At 60.2% G+C, this 18,967-nt stretch carries 15 protein-coding genes and 1 pseudogene; 1 reads left to right on the top strand and 15 read right to left on the bottom strand.

All coding sequences use genetic code 11. The features are described 5' to 3' along the window. Position 1: 1 nt before the first annotated feature. From ACX5K5_RS15690 to ACX5K5_RS15670, 5 genes and pseudogenes are all read right to left on the bottom strand, one after another. Positions 2 to 1,003 carry a sporulation-delaying protein SdpB family protein gene (locus ACX5K5_RS15690; RefSeq protein WP_459174774.1) on the bottom strand — a complete coding sequence of 334 codons (1,002 nt, stop codon included), beginning with the start codon at positions 1,001 to 1,003 and terminating at the stop codon, positions 2 to 4. Beyond that, positions 997 to 1,578 (bottom strand): SdpA family antimicrobial peptide system protein, encoded by a 582-nt coding sequence (locus ACX5K5_RS15685; RefSeq protein WP_459174773.1) that lies wholly within the window; start codon positions 1,576 to 1,578, stop codon positions 997 to 999. Before ACX5K5_RS15685 ends, ACX5K5_RS15690 begins: the two co-directional genes overlap by 7 nt. Positions 1,579 to 1,585: 7 nt before the next feature. Further along, entirely contained in the window at positions 1,586 to 2,239 is a 654-nt protein-coding gene (locus tag ACX5K5_RS15680) for a sporulation delaying protein family toxin (RefSeq protein WP_459174772.1), read from the bottom strand. Between the two features lie 376 nt (positions 2,240 to 2,615). Next, positions 2,616 to 3,810, bottom strand: a pseudogene (locus ACX5K5_RS15675) (IS110 family RNA-guided transposase). Between the two features lie 804 nt (positions 3,811 to 4,614). Then, a complete protein-coding gene (locus ACX5K5_RS15670) occupies positions 4,615 to 5,532 on the bottom strand; it encodes an MsnO8 family LLM class oxidoreductase (protein WP_459174771.1) in 918 nt (305 codons plus the stop codon). Positions 5,533 to 5,809: 277 nt separating this feature from the next. Between ACX5K5_RS15670 and ACX5K5_RS15665 the strand changes: the two genes are divergently transcribed. Further along, a complete protein-coding gene (locus tag ACX5K5_RS15665; protein ID WP_459174770.1) occupies positions 5,810 to 6,529 on the top strand; it encodes an SDR family NAD(P)-dependent oxidoreductase in 720 nt (239 codons plus the stop codon). Between the two features lie 282 nt (positions 6,530 to 6,811). Here the strand turns inward: ACX5K5_RS15665 and ACX5K5_RS15660 are convergent, their stop codons facing one another. From ACX5K5_RS15660 to ACX5K5_RS15615, 10 genes are all read right to left on the bottom strand, one after another. After that, positions 6,812 to 8,695 carry an FAD-dependent monooxygenase gene (locus ACX5K5_RS15660; RefSeq protein WP_459174769.1) on the bottom strand — a complete coding sequence of 628 codons (1,884 nt, stop codon included), beginning with the start codon at positions 8,693 to 8,695 and terminating at the stop codon, positions 6,812 to 6,814. 238 nt (positions 8,696 to 8,933) lie between these two features. Continuing rightward, a complete protein-coding gene (locus ACX5K5_RS15655) occupies positions 8,934 to 10,427 on the bottom strand; it encodes an aldehyde dehydrogenase family protein (protein ID WP_459174768.1) in 1,494 nt (497 codons plus the stop codon). Next, positions 10,424 to 11,092, bottom strand: coding sequence for an HD domain-containing protein (locus ACX5K5_RS15650; RefSeq protein ID WP_459174767.1), 669 nt, complete (start codon positions 11,090 to 11,092; stop codon positions 10,424 to 10,426). Before ACX5K5_RS15650 ends, ACX5K5_RS15655 begins: the two co-directional genes overlap by 4 nt. Positions 11,093 to 11,100: 8 nt before the next feature. Further along, a complete protein-coding gene (locus ACX5K5_RS15645; protein WP_459174766.1) occupies positions 11,101 to 12,402 on the bottom strand; it encodes an NAD(P)/FAD-dependent oxidoreductase in 1,302 nt (433 codons plus the stop codon). Between the two features lie 2 nt (positions 12,403 to 12,404). Next, a complete protein-coding gene (locus ACX5K5_RS15640) occupies positions 12,405 to 12,725 on the bottom strand; it encodes a 2Fe-2S iron-sulfur cluster-binding protein (protein ID WP_459174765.1) in 321 nt (106 codons plus the stop codon). 37 nt (positions 12,726 to 12,762) lie between these two features. Beyond that, complete coding sequence (locus ACX5K5_RS15635; RefSeq protein ID WP_459174764.1) at positions 12,763 to 13,509, bottom strand: SDR family NAD(P)-dependent oxidoreductase; 747 nt, start codon at positions 13,507 to 13,509, stop codon at positions 12,763 to 12,765. Between the two features lie 142 nt (positions 13,510 to 13,651). Next, positions 13,652 to 15,520 carry a PEP-utilizing enzyme gene (locus ACX5K5_RS15630; RefSeq protein ID WP_443438947.1) on the bottom strand — a complete coding sequence of 623 codons (1,869 nt, stop codon included), beginning with the start codon at positions 15,518 to 15,520 and terminating at the stop codon, positions 13,652 to 13,654. 69 nt (positions 15,521 to 15,589) lie between these two features. Next, positions 15,590 to 16,678 (bottom strand): PEP/pyruvate-binding domain-containing protein, encoded by a 1,089-nt coding sequence (locus ACX5K5_RS15625; protein ID WP_459174763.1) that lies wholly within the window; start codon positions 16,676 to 16,678, stop codon positions 15,590 to 15,592. A gap of 23 nt (positions 16,679 to 16,701) precedes the next feature. Further along, positions 16,702 to 17,982 (bottom strand): cytochrome P450, encoded by a 1,281-nt coding sequence (locus ACX5K5_RS15620; RefSeq protein WP_459174762.1) that lies wholly within the window; start codon positions 17,980 to 17,982, stop codon positions 16,702 to 16,704. Positions 17,983 to 18,114: 132 nt separating this feature from the next. Further along, positions 18,115 to 18,945 carry an IclR family transcriptional regulator gene (locus tag ACX5K5_RS15615; protein ID WP_459174761.1) on the bottom strand — a complete coding sequence of 277 codons (831 nt, stop codon included), beginning with the start codon at positions 18,943 to 18,945 and terminating at the stop codon, positions 18,115 to 18,117. Between the last annotated feature and the right edge of the window lie 22 nt (positions 18,946 to 18,967).

Raw genomic sequence — 18,967 nt, 5'->3', positions numbered from 1 at the left:
TTCATTTTCCTTTAACTAGGGGAGAAGTTGAATGCTTATCACTTGAGCCAAGCGTGTTTACGTGGGTGAAGTCAGCGGGTGTAGCAGTGATGGGAGCGGATCGCGGGGCATCTGGTGCATGAACCTGCTGTCTCAGTTGGATACCCGCCATAGCTGCGGCAACTCCGCCGATCATCACCAGGGCGAAGGACCAGAGTCCGATGACTGCAATGATGCCCGCATGCAGAGCGAGGCATAAAGCCAGCGAGACCAGGCGCGTGCGCTTCTTCCCGAAAATCAAGAAGTAGGCAATCGTCAGTTCGGCGGCGATAGTTCCCCACGTCAACAGCAGTTCGACCAAGGGCATAGACGTTGCCCAATAGATCAGTTCTTGCAGGTGCTTTGGCGCACCGAAGAATTCACCGCGGGTTATGTAGTACACGGCGGTTCCGTCTTTCCACTCCTGGACCGAAAGCTTGGGAATTGCCGCGTTTACATAGATCCAAGCCATCTGAAGCCGAAGTCCCCAATGAGCGGCCCAGGTCAGCCCAAGCAGGACATTTCTCGGCCTGGTGCTCGGTGAAGCTCGATGCCAATGAGTTTTCCGGCGGTCGCCCAAAAGCAGGAAAACCAAAAATAGCGTGATGACTTGAGCCGCAGCCTCGCCACCGTCAGGCAGCGAGATTCCCGTCGAGATGGATACCGTAGCCCAGTAATGCGGCACCGCTGTCAGAGCCGGGAAGAAGCCCGAGGCGACCACCATAAGAAGGGCAATGAGCAGTATTGAGACCCAAGGCCGGAAATCGTCGTTGCCCAAGCAGTAGGCGGTGAGGCCCTTCCACCCTTCGCAGTGCGGCTTTTGCGGTTCTCCGGAGACCGGCACGAAAAGGTATGCGGTGGGCGTAAAGCAAAGTATGCTCAGCTGCGCCAGCGCAATCAGTGTGCGACCAGACCCAATCCAGCGATCTGCCCCGTGGAAATTGGCGATCGCGTTCTCTGTCGGTTGAAGAATCCGGTTCAGCATGACACCTCCAGCAACGCTGCGCGTTTCGCGGTGCGCGCCGAGGTGGAGAATTCTCTGAACGACCAACGAACAGGCTCGGTCTCAAGCGCAATGATCGTTCCGCAGAGCGAGGCAGCGGAAGTCGTGGAATCGAACTTTTGCGGCGTACCGCCCTCGTCCAGGAGATCTTGCGCGCAGATCCCGGGTTCGCTCGACATGCAGTCGACCCAACGGGTGACTTCGTTGACGTAGCCTGCCAACTCGGGGCCCTGGGCACGCTGTGTACGGGAGAGGCCCAGAAGATTTTTGAATTCGGCCTGAGGTGGCGCGAGCGCGGATACGGGTGCAGAATTATTGGTGACCGAAAAAGGTACGATCTCGCTTTCGCTCGGAGGCTTGGTGAAGAATGCCCAGCCTTGGGGGACCAGCTCGACACTTGTTTTCCTCAGCAGTGATCCGTCGCGGGAGGCCAGTACGTTGCTCGGCAGCGACATGGCAATCGTCAGCGCGAGAATCAGGACAAAGGCTATCAGTGACAGCAGGCCGCCCCAGGCCGCAGCTCGGCCTGGGGCGGCTTTTGTTGGTGTATCTTGCATCGCGAGGCTAGCTGCTCAGCGCTCGTGTCATCTTGGCAATGAACTCATCGCGTTCAAACTCGGTAGTCTGGCTCGGATCATCCATAAGGTAGACCCAGGCAATTGCCAAGGTCGCCACCGCGAACGTCGCAGCGGCCACGTTCGCGTACACCACACCATTTGCAACGGCGAGCAGCGTTACGCCGACGCACACTTTAAACGCGCCGCATCCGGCCGCATCGGCCACGGGAAGATTGCTCTTCTCCGACTGGCTGGCGGACTTCTTCTTGAGGTATTTCTGGAAAGAGGAAGTCAGGTCGGCCAGGGCCTTTTCAACTTGTTGGGGCTGCCCGGACGCGAGCCGCTTTTGAACGGAGGCAGCGGTTTTCGGGTCGAACTTCACGTAGTCGGCGATCACCTCATCGAGTACGGCCTCGTCCGTTGCGGGGCGATTCTCAGCAAATCCGAGGAATCTGACCAGCTCGGGGTTTTTCTCAGCGACTGGTCCGGATCCAGCCAAGAGCAATTTCAGGGTGTCTTCAACGGAGTATGAGCTGACAGCTTCCAAGTGGCTGGATGCGGCGGCTGGTTTTGGAGCCGGGGTCTCATTGGCGAAAGCGGTTGTGGGGGCGATCAGAAGAGCCGCTGTGGCAGCCATGGCGATGAGTTTTTTATTTTTCAAACCAGATTCCTAGATCCTCGTCGAGGTGTATGGGAAAAGCGAAGGCTGCGAGCAAGGGGAAGTGGGCAGCCGATCAAAATTGTTCAGATACGCTAATTGGTTTCCATATTGCCCGAATGAAAATTATATAAATCTATTTTTGTACCCGTAATCATACTTTTGTAGGAAGGCGCAGGAAAGCGCTTCCATGTGGCCAGCGGGGCAGTGTGTTCTAGCGGAAAACATGATGATCCAGCGGTTAACGAGCTCGCGAAGTTATTGTCAGCATGGTTCGGAAAGCGGCGCTTGGTGGAGGAGCAATGCTGCGGATGGATCGCTGCCCTCCTACTTTTGTAGGAGGGCAGCGCCCCTATGGGGGGTGCCCCTATGTTAAAAGTCAAGCAATTTTCTGCTCCGGAGCATCATAAAAGGATCCATCGCGGATCATCGCAAACAGTACTGTCAGTCGACGGTGAGCCAACGCGATGAGTGCCTGATTATGGCGTTTACCCTGGGCTCGTTTCCGGTCGTAGTATTCCCGGCTGGTTGGATCGAAACGGATGGACGCAAATGCCGATAGGAGGAGCGCCCGTTTCAATCGTTTGTTCCCTGAATGACTGACGCGCTCGGACTTTATTGAGGTCCCTGACTGGCGTGTGGTCGGTGCTAATCCAGCGTAGGAAGACAGAGCTGCAGCACTGGTGAAGCTCTTGACGGAGATCTCAGCGATGATGATCGCAGCGGTCCTGACAGCGACCCGGGCATCGATGTCAGGACCGGGTAAAGAGGGTGCGCCTCCACCATGGTTTCGAGGTGAGTGGCGACGTCAGCACACTGGGCGTGCAATGAGATCAGCTGGCGAGCCATGTGCGGGATGACTAGTCCTGCCGCATCGGTGCCGACCACGATGACGCTTTGCTCGTCGAGCGCGTCCATGATGGCTGCGGCCCAGGCGGTGTGCCGGCGGGCTCCGTGTTTCTTGAGTTTCGCATCGATCCGCGCCTTGCCAGCGTGCTTCAGCAGCGCTGGGGTAGGCCATGCAGCGAGGACTTCAAGGATGGCGTCATAGTCCAACCATGGACCTAAGAGCCGCTCTAAAGGTGGGTGGATCTGGGTGAAGAGCCCACGGATCCGGTTGCTGGTTTGAGTGATCTGACGGGCCAAATCAAGATCAAATCCGGTGAGCATGCCCAGCGCTGCTTCTTCTTCGTCGGTGAGTTGGAGGCTGCGCAGGGTATGGGGCATGGTTCGTGCCGCATCAGCGATAATGAACGCATCCTTTTCGTCGGTCTTGGCTGTCCCGGGATACATATCTGCGATGCGTCGCATGGTCAGTCCGGGCAGGTACGCGACCTGGATGCCCAGCTGTTGAGCTACGGCGACTGCCAAGGCTCCGATGGTGGCTGGCTGATCCACTACGACCAGAACTGTTCCTTGAGCGGTGAGGTTTTGGTAGACCGCGATCAATTTGGCTTCGTCGTTGGCAGCGTTTTGTTCCAGATTTTCTTGCTGTCTATGGTGACGGTGCAGGCCCAGTGGTCGGTTTTGCCGACGTCCAGGCCGAGGAAAATGTCGATGTTCGCGTTGATCATAGCTTGTGCTCCTTTGAACTAGTTTGTGTTCAAGGTCGACCGATCGTCGGTAGCGAAGTCTTGTATCCACGTTATGACAGGCGTTCATTTTTTTTGCGCCGCGCCCCCTAATTAGCAATCACCATGCTGCCATCCCAATCTCGGTGGCAACACCCCCCGGATCATTGGTTAGACAGGGGCAAGACACCATGCCGAGATTGGTCGGCCGACAGTCCCTATGATCCTCTTTTTAGGGGCTATCAAAAAGATAACGGGTACGAGGTTCATCAGTGCAGTAGGCAAATGTGGGGACCTGCGTCAAAGAAAATTATTGCAAGCGAATGAAACGCAGCGCGCTCGCCATCAGAGTGCTTCCGTGCAACGCCGCGGAGAACGCAGATGTCATTCAGTTCGCCGAAGAAGTGGTGCTATGCGGACAACGCGGTAGGTCGTCTGCAGACGACCGGGTAATCGGGCGGTTTATCAATTCGCGCAGGTATTGCCACGGCCGTCCCGAGGGAGGATCGAAATCTGAGAACGGCACTTCTGGTGGATCGATGCTTTCCAACTAAAAACACGTCAGCTCAAACCGTTGCAGATTAGTATTGGCAATTCTCGAGAGGCACAAGCAGGCAAAGCGCGCCGGGTAGTTCCCTATCATGATCATTGATCTGGGTAGATTCAAGCGCTCCGGAAACAGTGTGCGTTGTCCTCGACTTCAGCCCGAGGGGACGTCGGGTACTGTGATTCACCTGATTCTGGTGTTCAATTCGTCGCTACTTGTTGTCTATGCTGACTTGTCCAGGTCAACGAGGATCTTCAAGATCAGTGGTTCAAATCGTCTGCCAGGAGCCGGTAGGCGTTCAACCGGTCCTCGGGGTCACTCACCAGCGTGTTGAGCATCAGCTCATCGGCCCCATGTGAGTCGGCTAAAGCCACAAGCTCGGCTCGAACCTTGGCTGGGGTTCCAACGATCAGTGCTTGGCTGCGCTCCTTAGCGCGGGCGCGTTCCGCCGTGCTCCACTGGTAGCGTGCGGCGGTGGCCGTCGAGGGGATGGGACCATCGTGCCCAAAATCCTTGCGCACCCGCCAAAGCAGCAGGGCTTCGGCTAGAGCCAGGGCCTGTTCCTCGGTTTCGGCCGTGACAAAGCGGACGGCTAAGACGGTGTGTGGAGTGTGTCCGGAAGCTACTGCTGCCTCGCGATAAGCGCTGGTCGCGGCCTCGCCACCGGTGGGGCGCAGGAAGTGCCCATGAACGTAGCCGGCGCCGAGCGTTCCCGGCAACGGGGCGGACGAACCTCCGGCCCCCAGCACCCATACGCGTCCGGCGGGCTCGCTGTTTGAAGCCGCGTGGCTAGCGTCGAGCTCGTGCACCAAAGACGCGATCTTTTCGGCATAGTTTGGATCGCTGAGCGAGGCGCGCCCCACCCCGGTATCCACTCGGTCCGGATGAATCGCCGAGAGCAGACCCATCGTTTCGGTGACCTTTTGCGCTGAATAGTAGGGCAAGAGGATGGCGCCGGTGCCGATTCTGATCTTGGCTGTGCGCTCCAGTGCCAGGGCGGTCATTATTTCCGGGGCGGCGCTGGCGAAGGACTGCGAGTTATGGTGCTCGGCAAACCAGATTCGGTGGTAACCCAGCGCGTCAGCATCCTGTGCCAGTGTTAAGCCACTGGATAGTGCGGCAGCCCGGGTGGGCGCATGCTCGGTGAGCGGAACCTGATCAAGAATTGAAAGTCTCATGCCGGACGGCGTGCTAACTGGTGCTTGACACTACGCCTTAGCGGCATGGTGGAGTCCTTTCGACGGTGACGGGTCCGCGGCCGAGTTTACCCCGTCGAGCGGTCAGGTGCTGGATGCGAGGCTGCAGTTGACGGTCGCAATAGGGCGCAATCAATCAGCATTGCTGCTGGATTTGATCCTCATGTCACAACTGGTTGACGCTTCAACTAAAGTGGTGTTGTATTGAAGTATAGGACCACGGAAGTGGTCATACTTCATTGAAGGATTGGAGCGCATCATGGAACTCAACAACAAGGTCGCATTCATCACCGGTGGCGGTTCGGGACTGGGTCTGGCAACAGCCAAGACTTTCATCGCTGAAGGGGCCAAAGTGATGATCTTTGACTTCAATCCAAAATCTCAGGAAGTCGCAGACGAGATCGGCGCCAAGTTCTACCAGGGCGACGTATCCAATGCCGAGAACGTCGAAGCCGCAGTTGCCAAGACCGTCGAGGAATTCGGACGTGTGGACATTGCTGTTGCCTCGGCCGGTGTGGGTGGCGAAGGTGATGTGGTCACCTCGACCATTGACAACTGGGAACGCACCAACGGCATCGACTACTCCGGTGTTTTCTACACCAATAAGTACGTCATTGCCCAGTTGTTGAAGCAAGGTGACGGTGGCTCTGTCATCAACCTCGCCTCGATGTTCGGCATGGTCGCAGTTTCCAACAACATTGCTTACTCGGCATCCAAGGGAGGCGTGGTGAATATGACCCGTGCCGCCGGCACCATGTATGCCAAGGAGGGCGTCCGCGTGAATGCGGTGGCCCCTGGTGTTATCCGCACCCCATTAATTGATGAGCCAACTCTGGAGCAGTACGCCAAGTTGCACCCGGCGGGACGCGTGGGCGAGGCGCAGGAAGTAGCTGACTTAATCACCTTCTTGGCCAGCGACAAGGCAAAATTCATTACCGGCGCCGTTATTCCGGTTGATGGTGGCTATACCGCCGTCTAGGTCCTTGGCAAGATCTGCCATATAAAAAGACCCTGTTTCGCTGAACTGCTCCCCGGATATTGGTTTCTGATTTCTCAGTCCAACTTCTGGGGAGCAGTTCAGTATCGGGTGGCTGCGGATACCGCACCCGTAAAGTCATCCCTTCGCTTTCCCTTTATCGAGTCAACGTTGCTTCGGTTCATATAGCTCAGGTTCCCTGAAGCTAGCTGAGACACAGGGTATCGGGCGATCAGGCACTAATTGCCTCAGGAGTCGATACCCTGCGCTCATGCGAAGCGAAGGTCAGGAGAAATTCGCTACCTTGGCACCCATCATATTCTGTGCAAAGAACTCGGTGATCTCTGTCCGTGCGGTCAACGGCAGAACGTGGGCCACATACATGTCCGGTCGCACAATCACCAGCGCGCCCGCACGGTCAATCTTGCGTGCCTCGAAGATGTCGTTGTGCGGAATCGCGGCGTAGACCTTCTCCCAATCGATCACCTGACGGTACCCGACCTTCGGCATGAACAGGCGTGGAACTGCGCCAAGATCCACGTCGTGGTAGCTCTGCTGATAAATCACCTTGGCGTCGAAGATACTATCGATGTCCGTTCCTTCGGGGGTGAACTGCCTGACCGCTGAATCCTCGGAATTTTCCAGCCAGTCCGCCAGCTCGGCGACGGCTTGACCCGATTCGTCCGCGAAAGCGTACAGCCGCCAGCGTCCGTCGGCACGGAAATGGTGGCCAAGCTGCACCGTCGTTGTATCGCAGACCCGGGAAACCTCGGCTGATTTGAAGCGCATGCCCAGTGGGAAGTTCTGGGCAAGCTCTTGCGCTGCACCGTCGCCGATCAGCGTGGAGGACGGGTACTTCGTGTCGAAGCCGCCGGGGAAGTTGGCAGTACTCGTGAAGAAGTCAACAATCTCATGCGGGCCCGCCATTTCCTCGGGACTCCGGGACATCATGGCCGACCATTCCTTGTCGTAGTCGATGAGTTTCTGCGCCACATCCTGCCGTTCGTCATTGTAAGTCTGCAGCAGGGACTCATCACTGCGTCCCTCCAGGACCTGGCCGAGCTTCCACGCAAGATTCCAGCCGTCTTGGATGGAGACGTTCATGCCTTGGCCAGCCTTGGCGCTGTGCGTATGACAGGCATCTCCGGCAATGAACACATGCGGGTTTAATGCAGGGTTCTTTTGAGCGGCCACATCGTCGAAGCTTTGTGCCACCGAGTGGCGGACCTCGTAGATGCTGAACCAGGTCACCTCCTTGACGTCCACGGTGTAGGGGGACAGGATGCGGTTGGCTCGTTCGATGGCTTGTTCGGCGGTGGTGGCCCGGACGCGTTCCCGGTTTTCCGGGGTAGGAGCATCTAGGGAGACGTAGAAGCGGGTCAAGAAACCACCTTCGCGTGGGATGAGCAGGATCGAGCCGTCCTTGTCGGATGCGATGCCGCTGCGGGTGCGGAAGTCCGGGAAGTCGGTATTGGCCAGGATGTCCATGACGGCCCATGCCTGGTCCGCCGGATCGGTGAGAACCTCCACGTCGATGCAGTCGCGCACCTTGCTGCGCGCGCCGTCGCAGCCCACCACGTACTTCGCGCGAACCGTGCGCTGCTCACCGTGCTCATCCAGCAGCTTCACCTCAACGGGATATTCGCCTTCCTCATGCACGGTCAGGTCCAGAAACTCAAAACCGTAGTTGATGTTGATTCGCGCCGGACCATTTTCCGCGCGTCGCGCGAAGTAGTCGATGACCCGGGCCTGATTGACGGTCAGGATGGGGAATTCACTGACATAGGCCGGTGGATCATCGGCTCGAGCCCCGCGTGCGATTTGTGTTGGATCATCCGGCTTGGGACCCCAGAAGCTCATTTCACGCATATGCGCCGCTTCGTGGGCGATCTCTTCATAAAACTCGAAGGCCTGGAAAGTTTCGCAGCTGCGTGGAAAGAGCCCATCGGCGCGGCCCGCCACCAGGCGGTCGGGTCGGCGCTCGATGATGCGGGTGTGAACATCTGGATATTCGGTCAGCTGGGCGGCCTGAACGATGCCGGCAGGCCCCGCGCCCACAATGAGCACATCCATGGTCTCAGGCAGTTCGGCGGTGCGATCAATGCCTGTGCCCTGCGCGGTTCTGATGCGTGGATCGCGGCCAATGTAACCGTCGTGGTGGTACTGCATCTTGTGGGCTCCTTAGCTGGGGAAGTGGTCCTTCGCCTCCGGATGGTGACGTGGAACACGTTGTGAACTGCTAGTAATCCTGCTCGGTTGGCAGGTGTTTCACCAGCCCAGACTTCCATCCAGCGGAAGGGCTCTGACAAGCAATTATTTGCATATTTCTGCAGTTAAAAAGGCGCGGCAACAGGCATCAGAACCCGTTGCACGGGGTCTGATGCCTGCTGCCGCTAGGGGTTCCTGGCTAGCGCACCTGCCGGTGGATTGACTTGTAGCTCAGGTACGCGGCTAAGCCTTCCGGGCCGTATTCGGTGCCTAGGCCAGAATCGTGGCGGCCGCCAAAGGGCGCGGCATGATTCGAGGCGAAGAAGTTCAGCCCCACGCTTCCGGTGTCCAGCTGCTCGGCAACGCGCAGCGCGTGTTCCTCATCCGCGCCGAAGACCAGCCCGCCCAGGCCGAACTCGGTATTGTTCGCCAGCTCGATTCCTTGGGCTTCCGACTCGTACTTGAGAACGGTAATCACCGGCCCGAAGATCTCTTCACGCGAGATTCGCATCTCGGGTTCGACATCGGCGAAGACCGTGGGTTGAATGAAGAACCCGTCCGCCAGCTCACCTTGCAGCTGCGCTTTCGCGCCTCCGGTGACCGCACGGGCGCCTTGGGCATGTCCGGATTGCACATGCTCGAGCACGCTGTTGTACTGGCTGCGGTTGGCCGAGGGGCCAAACACCGTGGATGGATCCAACGGGTCACCCTGCGCAGCGGCGCTAATGGTTGACGCAATCACGTCCACCACCTCCTCGTAGCGCTGCGCCGGGGCCAGAATTCGGGTGGAAATGTAGCAGGTCTGTCCGGTATTGCGCATGCACGAGCGGATCAGCCGCGAGCCGAGCACGTCCAGATCCGCATCGGGCAGGACTAACGCGCTGGATTTGCCGCCTAGCTCCAGGGTGACCGGACGCAGCAGTTCGCCGCAGGCTCCGGCGATCTTGCGTCCCACCGGGGTGGAGCCGGTGAAGGCCACCTTGGACACCAGCCGGTGGCGCACCAGGGTATCTCCTAGCCGGCCCGGGCCGGTGACCAGGTTGGCCACGCCCGCCGGGACTCCGGCGGTCGCCAGCGCATCCATGATGATGCGGAAAGACAGCGGGGTAGGGGAAGCTGGCTTCATCACCACGGTGCATCCTGCTAGCAGTGCCGGGGCGAGTTTGATGACCATCAGGTTGATGGGGAAGTTCCACGGGGCAATGAGCGCGCACACACCTACCGGATCGCGGCGCACCAGCGACTGCCCGGCACCATTGGGGAAGGGGCGTAGATCCTCGTTTTCCAGCAACGGTGCCAGTGATGCAAAGTAGCGGAAGATGCTTGCGGCGTTAGCCGCCGCACCCGAGGTCTCGGAGACGGGGGAACCATTTTCCAAGGTGTTGGTCAGCGACAGTTCGGTGGCCCGGGCCTCGACCTCATCGGCGATGCGCAGCAGCAGGGCCGCGCGATCCGCGGGGGTGAAGGCCTTCCACGCTGAACTGTGCAGGGCCCGGTGTGCCGCGCCGACCGCCGCGTCCACGTCGTCTTCGGTACCTTCGGGCACCGAACCCCATACCTTGGCGGTGGCAGGGTCGGTGACTTCGATGCGGTTGGACCCCGTCGAGGCGACCCAATCACCATTGATGAAGTGGGTGTCCACGTGGCGGTAGGGGATCGTTAAAGAATCTCGGGTCATGGTGGTGGTGCTCATCTCAGGACCTCCGTGCGCAGCAGCTTGCGGGAGCGGGCCAGGTCTGCGGTGGCCATATCCACCGCGGCCTGGGTGATCAGTTCCGGAATGATCTCGGTTTCCAGCCGGTCGGTGTAGCGCGCCGGATCCTGGTCAAACCAGCCCGAGGCCAGGGCAATGCCGGCATGGTCAAAGCGCCACAGCCGGTCCGCGTCGCGCATCAGCGCGTCCTCCAAGGAGTAGGCCACCGCCCGGGTGTCGTGCCCGTCGATGATCAGGCAGACCGCCTCGATGAATTCTTCGGCAAAGCCCAGCGGTGGCAGCACGCGGCGGGCTACAAGGCAGCCTTCGCGTTCGTGCTCGTAACGGATGTCCGCCTTGCGCCAGTCGCCGCGGAAGCCATCGGAGATGATCTTGTCCTTATCCACATGGGCCCAGCCGGTGTCGTGCAGCAGGGTTGCCACCAGCACCAGGGTGCGGTCGGCCTCCGGGTATGCGTCGCACAATCGGCGGGCGAAGGACAAGGAGATGGGCAGGTGGATGTCGTTGCCACGCGCGCGGGTCTCGGGAACCACCGCGGCCCAGAGCCGATCAAGTTCTCCATCTACATGGATATCCAGGGCAATGGGCCCAGTATTCACTTCACCGGTGGCCGGCAGCGGCCTGGTCTCATTCAGGGTTGTCATATCGATCCTTAGGCAATCAAAGTCTTGAGCAGGGTGGCGGGGTTGCTGGCGGCGTCCGGGTTGATGTTCTTTCCCGCGGCGAGAGCCTGTTTGACCGCCATGAAATCCAGCGGAGCGTTGACGCAGTCCGCGGCGATGATCTGTCCGGCACGGTAGTAGAGCACCGTGAACTTGCCTTTATCGGGCACTTCGCGGCGCACCGTGGAGTCAAAGCCCATGGACAGCCCGGCGATCTGCAGTTTCATATTCGCCTGGTTGGACCAGAACCAGGGGATGCCCGCGTAGGCTTCGCGCTGGCCCATCAGCGAATAGGCGGCAACCTTTGCATGCTCCACCGCGTTGTTCACCGATTCCAGCCGGATGCGCTCGCCGGCCGGCGAGCCGGGAACCGGGTTGGGCATATTGGCCACGTCGCCCACCACGATGGTGTGCCCATCCGAAGCGACGGCGTGTTCGTCCACCACGATGCCATTATCGATGTTCAGCCCGAGTTTTTCGCCCAGCTGGGTATTTGGAATGACGCCGATGCCAATCAGCACGATCTGCGCGGCAATTTCCTCGCCGCTCTCCAGCCGGACCGCTTGCACGCCGCCGTGGCCATCATCAACGATCTGCTCGATGCGTGCGCCGATGCGGATATCTAAGCCGCGCTCGGTGTGCTGCTTGCGGAAGTATTCGCTGGTGTCTTCACCGACGGCACGGCCCACCAGACGCGGACCGTATTCCAGGACGGTGACCTTCTTGCCCATGGCCTGCAGCGAGCTGGCTGCCTCCAAGCCAATGAACCCGCCACCGATGACCACCACGTCGGTGGCTTCCGGGGCCAGCGCCTTGAGCCTGAGCGCATCATCTGCATTGCGCAGATACACCACACCGTCCAACTGGGCTCCCGGGGCTTCGAAGAGCCGCGGCCGGGCGCCCACCGTCAGCGCCAACCTGGCGTAGGGGTAGGCGGCGCCGGAGCTTCCCACTGCTTCGCCGCTGCCGTCGGGCTGCGCGGAGATCGATTCGATGCGTTCGCCCTTGACCAGGGTGATGTTGTGCTCGATCCAGTAGTCGTTGGAGCGGAAGATCAGCGATTCGGAACCAACCTTGTCCTGCAAGAATTCTTTAGACAACGCCGGGCGCTGGTAGGGGCGGTGGTCTTCCTCGCCCAGCAAGGTGATGTGCTCGTTGTAGCCCAGGGCGCGTAGCGAAATGGCTAGCTGCACCCCGGACTGCGAGGCTCCGATAATCAACAGCCCGGTGGCTGTGCCCGGGGCCGGGGCATCGGCGCCGGCCAGTGAGGGGGATAGGGTCTGGGTGCTCATGGCTAAACCTGGGTTTCCGGGGTAGTGACGTGGATTTCCTGCTCTGCGCACATTTTGATCTGGCAGGACAGCCGGGAGTTCTCTTCGCGGTCCACCGCGGTGCCGTAGAGCATTTCGTCTTCCATCTCTTCCATGGGCTCCAGGGCCTCGAAGTCCTGGGCTGCGACGAAAACGTGGCAGGTGGCGCAGGACAGTGAGCCGCCGCATTCGCCGACGATGCCTTCCACGCCGTTGCGGACGGCGGTTTCCATAACGGAGTCCCCGGTGGTGGCCTCGATGACCTGGGTGGCACCTTCAAAATCGGTGAAGTGTACTTTCGCCATGATGTTTCTCCTGTTCGGGTTCAGCAGCTGAGCGGACTCAGATGAATTGGCGTCCGCCGTCGACGACGAGCGTTTGGCCGGTGATGAATGATGAGTCGGGGCCGGCCAGGAAGAGCGCGGCGCCCACAATGTCTTCGGGCTGGCTGGCGCGTTTCAGTGATCCGCGGTCCACCCCGTAGCTGGCGGCGTCATCCATCAGGCTCAGGCTCGCCTCGGTGAGGGTGAAGCCCGGGGCGATGGTGTTCACCGAGATTTCGCGGCGGCCCAGTTCTTTGGCCATCACGCGGGTCAGCGCGATCACCCCGCCCTTGGAGGCCACGTAGTGGGCCCACTGCTCGGAGCCCGAATACACGGTGGCGCTAGCCAGGTTGATGATCCGGGACCCCGCACCTAGATGCGGGGACAGTGCACGGGAGACCATCCACGGCCCCTTCAGGTTCACGTTCATCACCTGGTCCCATTCGTCGGGGTTAATATCTTCGAATTTGGACCGGGTCACGGTGGCGTAGATGGCGGCGTTGTTGATGAGCACGCCGATGGTTCCGCCGGCAAACTGCGCCGCGGCGGCCGCCAGAGCGTTGGTCGAGGCGGTGTCGGTGACATCCACCTGGAAGGCCGCGGCCTCGCCTCCGGCCTGGCGGACCAGGGTCGCGGTTTCTTCGGCGCCTGCCAGATCGATGTCTGCGGCGGCGACCTTGTAGCCGCGGGCCGCAAATCCTAAGGCGAAGGCCCGGCCCAGGCCGCCGGCCGCGCCGGTGATGAGTGCCGTCGGTGAACTGTTCATGACTTTGCCTTTCTGAAGAAGATGATCAAAAGTTTGGGGGTTGGGTGCCGGCCACTTGGGGGATTGGCCGGCACCCGGGGATGGTGAGGGTTATTCGGAAGAGCTTGGGGGATTTTCCGAGAAGACCTCACCGTCAGGGGGATTAGTGCTGGTGGGCGTGGGAGTGTGCTCCCGGCCCGGCAACTAGTTCCGCATCGGTCAGGATCTGCACGGTGCCCTTGGTCCCGTCAACACGCAGCAGATCTCCGGTCTTGATGGTGGCCGAGGCACTGCCGGTGCCGGTGACCGCCGGCAGGTCATACTCGCGGCAGACGATCGCCGCGTGGCTCATCATGCCGCCGATATCGGTGACCGTGGCCTTGATCTTGCCGAAGATCGGGCCCCAGGACGGTGCGGTGATCGGAGCGACAAGAATTTCTCCTGCTTGCACTAAGGAGAGGTCATCGGCGTGCATGACCACTCGGGCGGGACCCTCCACCAGTCCCGGGGAGGCTGCCATGCCCTTGAGCACGTTCTCCTCGGCGTCCTCGTCGTTGCCCAACCACGACTGCACCTGTTCGGTGGTGATGCCCCACAGCATGCGGGTGAACGGTTCGGTGATGGTCTGCGGCGGGGTGTTCAGCGCAGGAGCCGGGCGGGCGGTCTTCAACGCATCAACAATCAAACGGCGCTTGGCGATCTTCTTGGGCAGGGCCACCGCGGCGATCGGGGTTCCGGCACCTACGCCGAAGTTTGTCACCAGGTCAAAGAGCACGTCGCGGACCTCATTGCGGCCCAGGTAGAGCAGGTCTTCGGGATCTTGGAAGACCCCTGCCTCGGTGAGCATTGTGGACAGCTCGCGCACCTTGCGCCAGAAGACGCCCATGGTCCAGTGCTCAATGTAGAAGTTGTGGTTTTCAACGTACGGGTAGGCGGTAGCCGCCAGCGAACGCTTGGCCTCGAAGATGGCTGCTGCCTCGTCATCGAGCAGCTCGGTGTACTCCTCGACGATGCGCTGCTTCTCCGCGATCAGCTTCTGTGTTGGGCGCAGGATCTGCGCACCATCCTGCACGCGGCTGACGTAGTCGGCGATGAAACCAAGCGGGATTTCCGGGTGCTCATTCCAGTACTTGTCATGAGCGTAGAAGCCGTTGCCGATGGTGAAGTTGAACCATGGCTCATGGGCCTCTTCCCACTGCTTGATCCAGCGCTCGCCGCCGGGAGCCGCCGCGATAGCGGCCAGGGTGGCTGCCGGATCATCGGTACGGGAGAAATGCTGAACAAGGTCCAGCTCGACCGCCAGCAGGGCGAGTGACTTGAGCTCATCATCGGGGCGGAACAGTTCCATGTCCACACCCTGGACCATGGTGGCGATGGACAGGTCAGGGATGTTGGGGAAAACTTCCTTGCAGAAGTTGAAGAAGTCCAGATACGCGATGTAGCCCAGGTTCAAAAATTCGAAGTGGTACTGCCAGTTCTGGTAGGTCAGCGAGATCAGCCGGTCATAGTTGTCCAACAGGATTTCCGAGCCGTCCTTACCCACACCGTTGGTGATGTCCTCAAAGGGAACGATCTCCGGCAGCGGGTCAAAGCTGATCTGCTCCATGTCGGCAATGGTGCCCTTGACCTTGTCATGCCATGCGGCCAGCTTGTTCTCCCAATCCCCGAAGTAGTGGCCAATGCGGGCCTCAAACTCTGGAACGCGGGCGGCGATCTGATCTTCGGGCACCGGGATGGGCGACATGTACAGGTAGCCCAGGTGCACGCGGAACTCGATGCCGTTGGCGTTCGGGATCAGCAAGTGGCGGGCGTTGTATTGGCCCAGGCACTTCACCGCAAATTCACCGCCAATGGTTTCAAATGGCTTAAACACCGTTGGCCAGTGTGAGGAGTCGCAGAACCAGAACTTGGCGTCTTCCTCTTCCTTCAGCTCGTCCTGGAAGACCAGATAATACGGGTAGATCTCTTCCCATCCTTCGGCGCCGGCGGGGACCGGCAAATCGGATGGTTTAGGGAAGGACTTCATTGTCATGACTTGCACCCTTTCAGGCAGCGGCCGGGAGATCATCAACTGGCCGAGATGGTGGATAGAGCGAGAAAATTAACCGGTGATCTTCGTCAGCGAGGCGGTGATCGAAGAGACCGAACCATAACCGAGCGAGGAGGCGTAACCGCCGGCGCCGAGCTTGGGTGCGGCAGTAGTGGACGAATGCACTGTTTCCGGGCGGGACTGAAGCAGCAGCAGGTTCTGGCCGTCGGGAAGATCGGCGTCCAGGGCCCACTCGATATCCTGCGGGCTCTTGTAATGCTTCTCCGCGCGTTTGGCCATCTGAGCCACCGCTTCAAGTTCGGAGCTGGTCAAGCACAGGACGTTGCGGCGCTGCGGTTCAACTTCGCGTTCCACCAGACAGTTGGTGGCCGGATCCGGGATGAGTTCGGCGTGCTTGTCGCCGATATGCTCGGTGATCACCGCCAAGGTGACCTTGTCCAACTGGATGTTATCCGGGGTGACGGTGCCCGAGACGACCATTTCACCTACACCCCAGGACGCGTCCACGGTGATCTTGGAGCGGTCCCCGTTGGTGGGATCTAAGGTCATGGCGACTCCGGCGACCCTGGCGTTGACCATCTTCTGCACCACGACCGCCATGCACAATCCCTCATCCGGGATGTTGTTTTTGATGCGGTAGATGATGGCGCGTGAGGTGTACAGCGAGGCCCAGCAGGCCCGGATGTGCTCGGCCACCGCGGCGTAGCCGTTGAGCCACAAGTAGGTGTCCTGCTGCCCGGCGAAGGAGGCGTCCGGCAGGTCTTCGGCGGTGGCCGAGGAACGCACCGCCAGCGGAGCCTCGGATTCAAAGCGGGACTGCAAATCGGCGTAGGCCTGGCGGGTGACCTCGCTCAACTCGGCGGGGACCGGGCGGGAGGTAATCAGTTCCCGGATCGCCGCACTGGCCTGATCCACCGCTTGGATGTCTTCGGGGTCAAGCTGGGCTAGGTGTTCGTTGATGGCCTGGTCCAGTCCGGCGCCCATGAAGGCGCGGAAGGCCGCGGTATTAACAACAAATCCGGGAGGCACCGGCATGCCAGCGGCGGTCATGGTGACCAGCGAAGCGCCCTTGCCGCCCAAGGAGTCCAAGGTGGGAGCTAAGCCGCCGTCGAAGAATTCAATGAAGTCGTTGTTGCTCATGATGTTCTACTTTCGAAGTAAATTCAGTGCGCGTTCAGGGAGACGTTGATTTGCTCGGGGACGCGGAAGGAGAGGTTTTTGCGGAAGCTGATGTGCTCACCGTCCAGCAGCTGAAGATCTGGCAGTGCGCTGGTGAGCTCTTCCAATGCGATCTTGGCCTGGAGTTTGGCCAGCATATTGCCCAGGCAGTAGTGGATGCCGAAGCCGAAGGACAGGTGGTCCCGTGCGTTGGAACGGGAAATGTCGAAGTCCTCACCGTTTTCAAAGCGGGATTCATCGCGGTTGGCCGAGCCCATCAGCAGCAGCAGCTCTCCACCTTCGGGGATCGCCACCCCTGCAACCTCGGTGTCTTCCAGTGCCTTGCGCCGCCAGCCGACTATCGACCCGGAGTAGCGCAGCACTTCATCAATGGCCTTGGGGATTTGCTTGGGTTCGGCGCACAGCGCTTCCCAAGCCTCGCGGTGATCGAGCAGGACACGCACGCAGTTGGAAATGAGCGTGGTGGTGGTTTCGTGGCCGGCGAAGAGCAGCGAGTAGAGCAGTGAGGCAATCTCGTGGTCGCTGATTTCGCCGCCCTCGGACTGTGCCTTGACCAGGTCTGCGGTCAGGTCGTCGCCGCCTTCGGCATGGGCGCGGGCTACGATTTCCTGACAGCGGTTCCAGTATTCAACCAGGTTGTGCGCGTGCGGGATTTGCTCCTCGTCGCTCAAATCTCCCCAGGTCATCGCGGCGCGTGAGTCGCTCCAGCGTTTATAGGTGTCCACCGAGGAGGTATCCTCACCGATCAGGGTCAGGATGGTGACCGTGGGCAGCGAGTAGGCCAGATCCGCGACGATGTCGCCATGATTATCACCGCGGTCCAGCATCGCTTTGATGGAGGCCTTCACGTTTTCACGGATCAGTGGCTCCAAGGCCTTAAAGCGGCGTGGGGTGAAGGCCTTCTGCGCAATGGCCCGGATGCGGGTGTGCTCTGGGGGCCTGCGGGCGGAGAGTCCGGAGTAGGTGGTGAACCCGCCCTCGGTCATGATTTGGGTGGCTTGCGGTCCGCGCTTGCGCACCGGTGCCTGGGCATTCTCGGAGGAGAACGTCTCCCACTTTTCGAAGACTTCCTTGACGTCGTCATAACGGGTGACCACGTACAGGCCGGTCCGCTCATCAAACATCACCGGTTGCTCGCTGCGCATACGTGCATACGCCGGAAACGGATCTTCCATGGCGAATGGTTCGTAGCCGTGGTGGTCCGCCGGGGCCTGCGCGCCGTAGCCCATTGGGCATCCACCGGAGACTGCTGGGGTGCTGGTCATGAGATGTGGCTCCTCGGGAAATTGCGGATACGCAGATCTGTGATCCACGTAACGTTTACTGATCCCAAGTGTTGCCCACAGCACACCCGAACGGAAGATGCACCTTCCATTCAGTGGAAGGTGTCTTTCTGCCTAGGAGAGCTCGTCATCCTCGTCTAGGTCCGGAATGTTCTTGTCCTTGCCGGTGACCACGCCAAGCAGCGTTTCCAGCGGAATGTGCACCGTCGCGGCTTCCAGGCGTTTAGCAATGCCGTTGAGAACCGGCAGGTGGCGTTCCATATTCGCCGCGTGCGAGGAGGGGACGACTAAGCCTATGGAGCACCCCAGGCGGCCGGTGTGATACACCGGAACCGCGATGGAGCAGGTGCCCAGCCGCACTTCTTCCCGGGTGACCGCATAGTTGTTCACCCTGACCTGTTCCAGTTCCTTGCGCAGCTGAATGGGGGAGCAATGGGAGTGCGGTGTGAGCGATTCCAGCGGATGATCCAAATAGGCGTCCATCACCCAAGCTTCAGAAAAAGCCAGGATCACCTTGCCCACCGCCGTGGCATGCAGGGGCAGCCGGCCGCCGACCCGTGAGGCCCGGGCGATGCGCTTGGTGCCATACACGCGGTCGATGTACAACGCGGAGTTGCCATCGCGGATGGCCAGCTGGCTGGTTTCGCCGGTGAGCGAGAAAAGATCCTGGACAAAGGGGCGGGCCGTATCGCGCAGCTGCCTGCCGGTGTTCTGCGCGATGGACCACAGCCGCAAACCCAGTTGGATTCCGCCGTTCGGGGTGCGGCTGAGCATGCCGTCTTCGATGAGCTCGCCAACCAGCCGGTGCGTGGTGGACAACGGCAAGTCGGCGGACGCGGCGATTTCGGTCAGGCTCAGAGACCGACGGGTAGTTTCAAAAGCCGCCAGGATGGCCAAGATTTTAGAGGTGACGCTGCGTCCGGGCTGCGAGGTGCCACCGGCCATGAGTTGCTCCTTGGGTGCAGAA

The organism is Glutamicibacter bergerei, from assembly GCF_054495185.1.
Note: the sequence above shows the minus strand (reverse complement) of the source record. Positions and strands in the feature narration are given on the sequence as shown.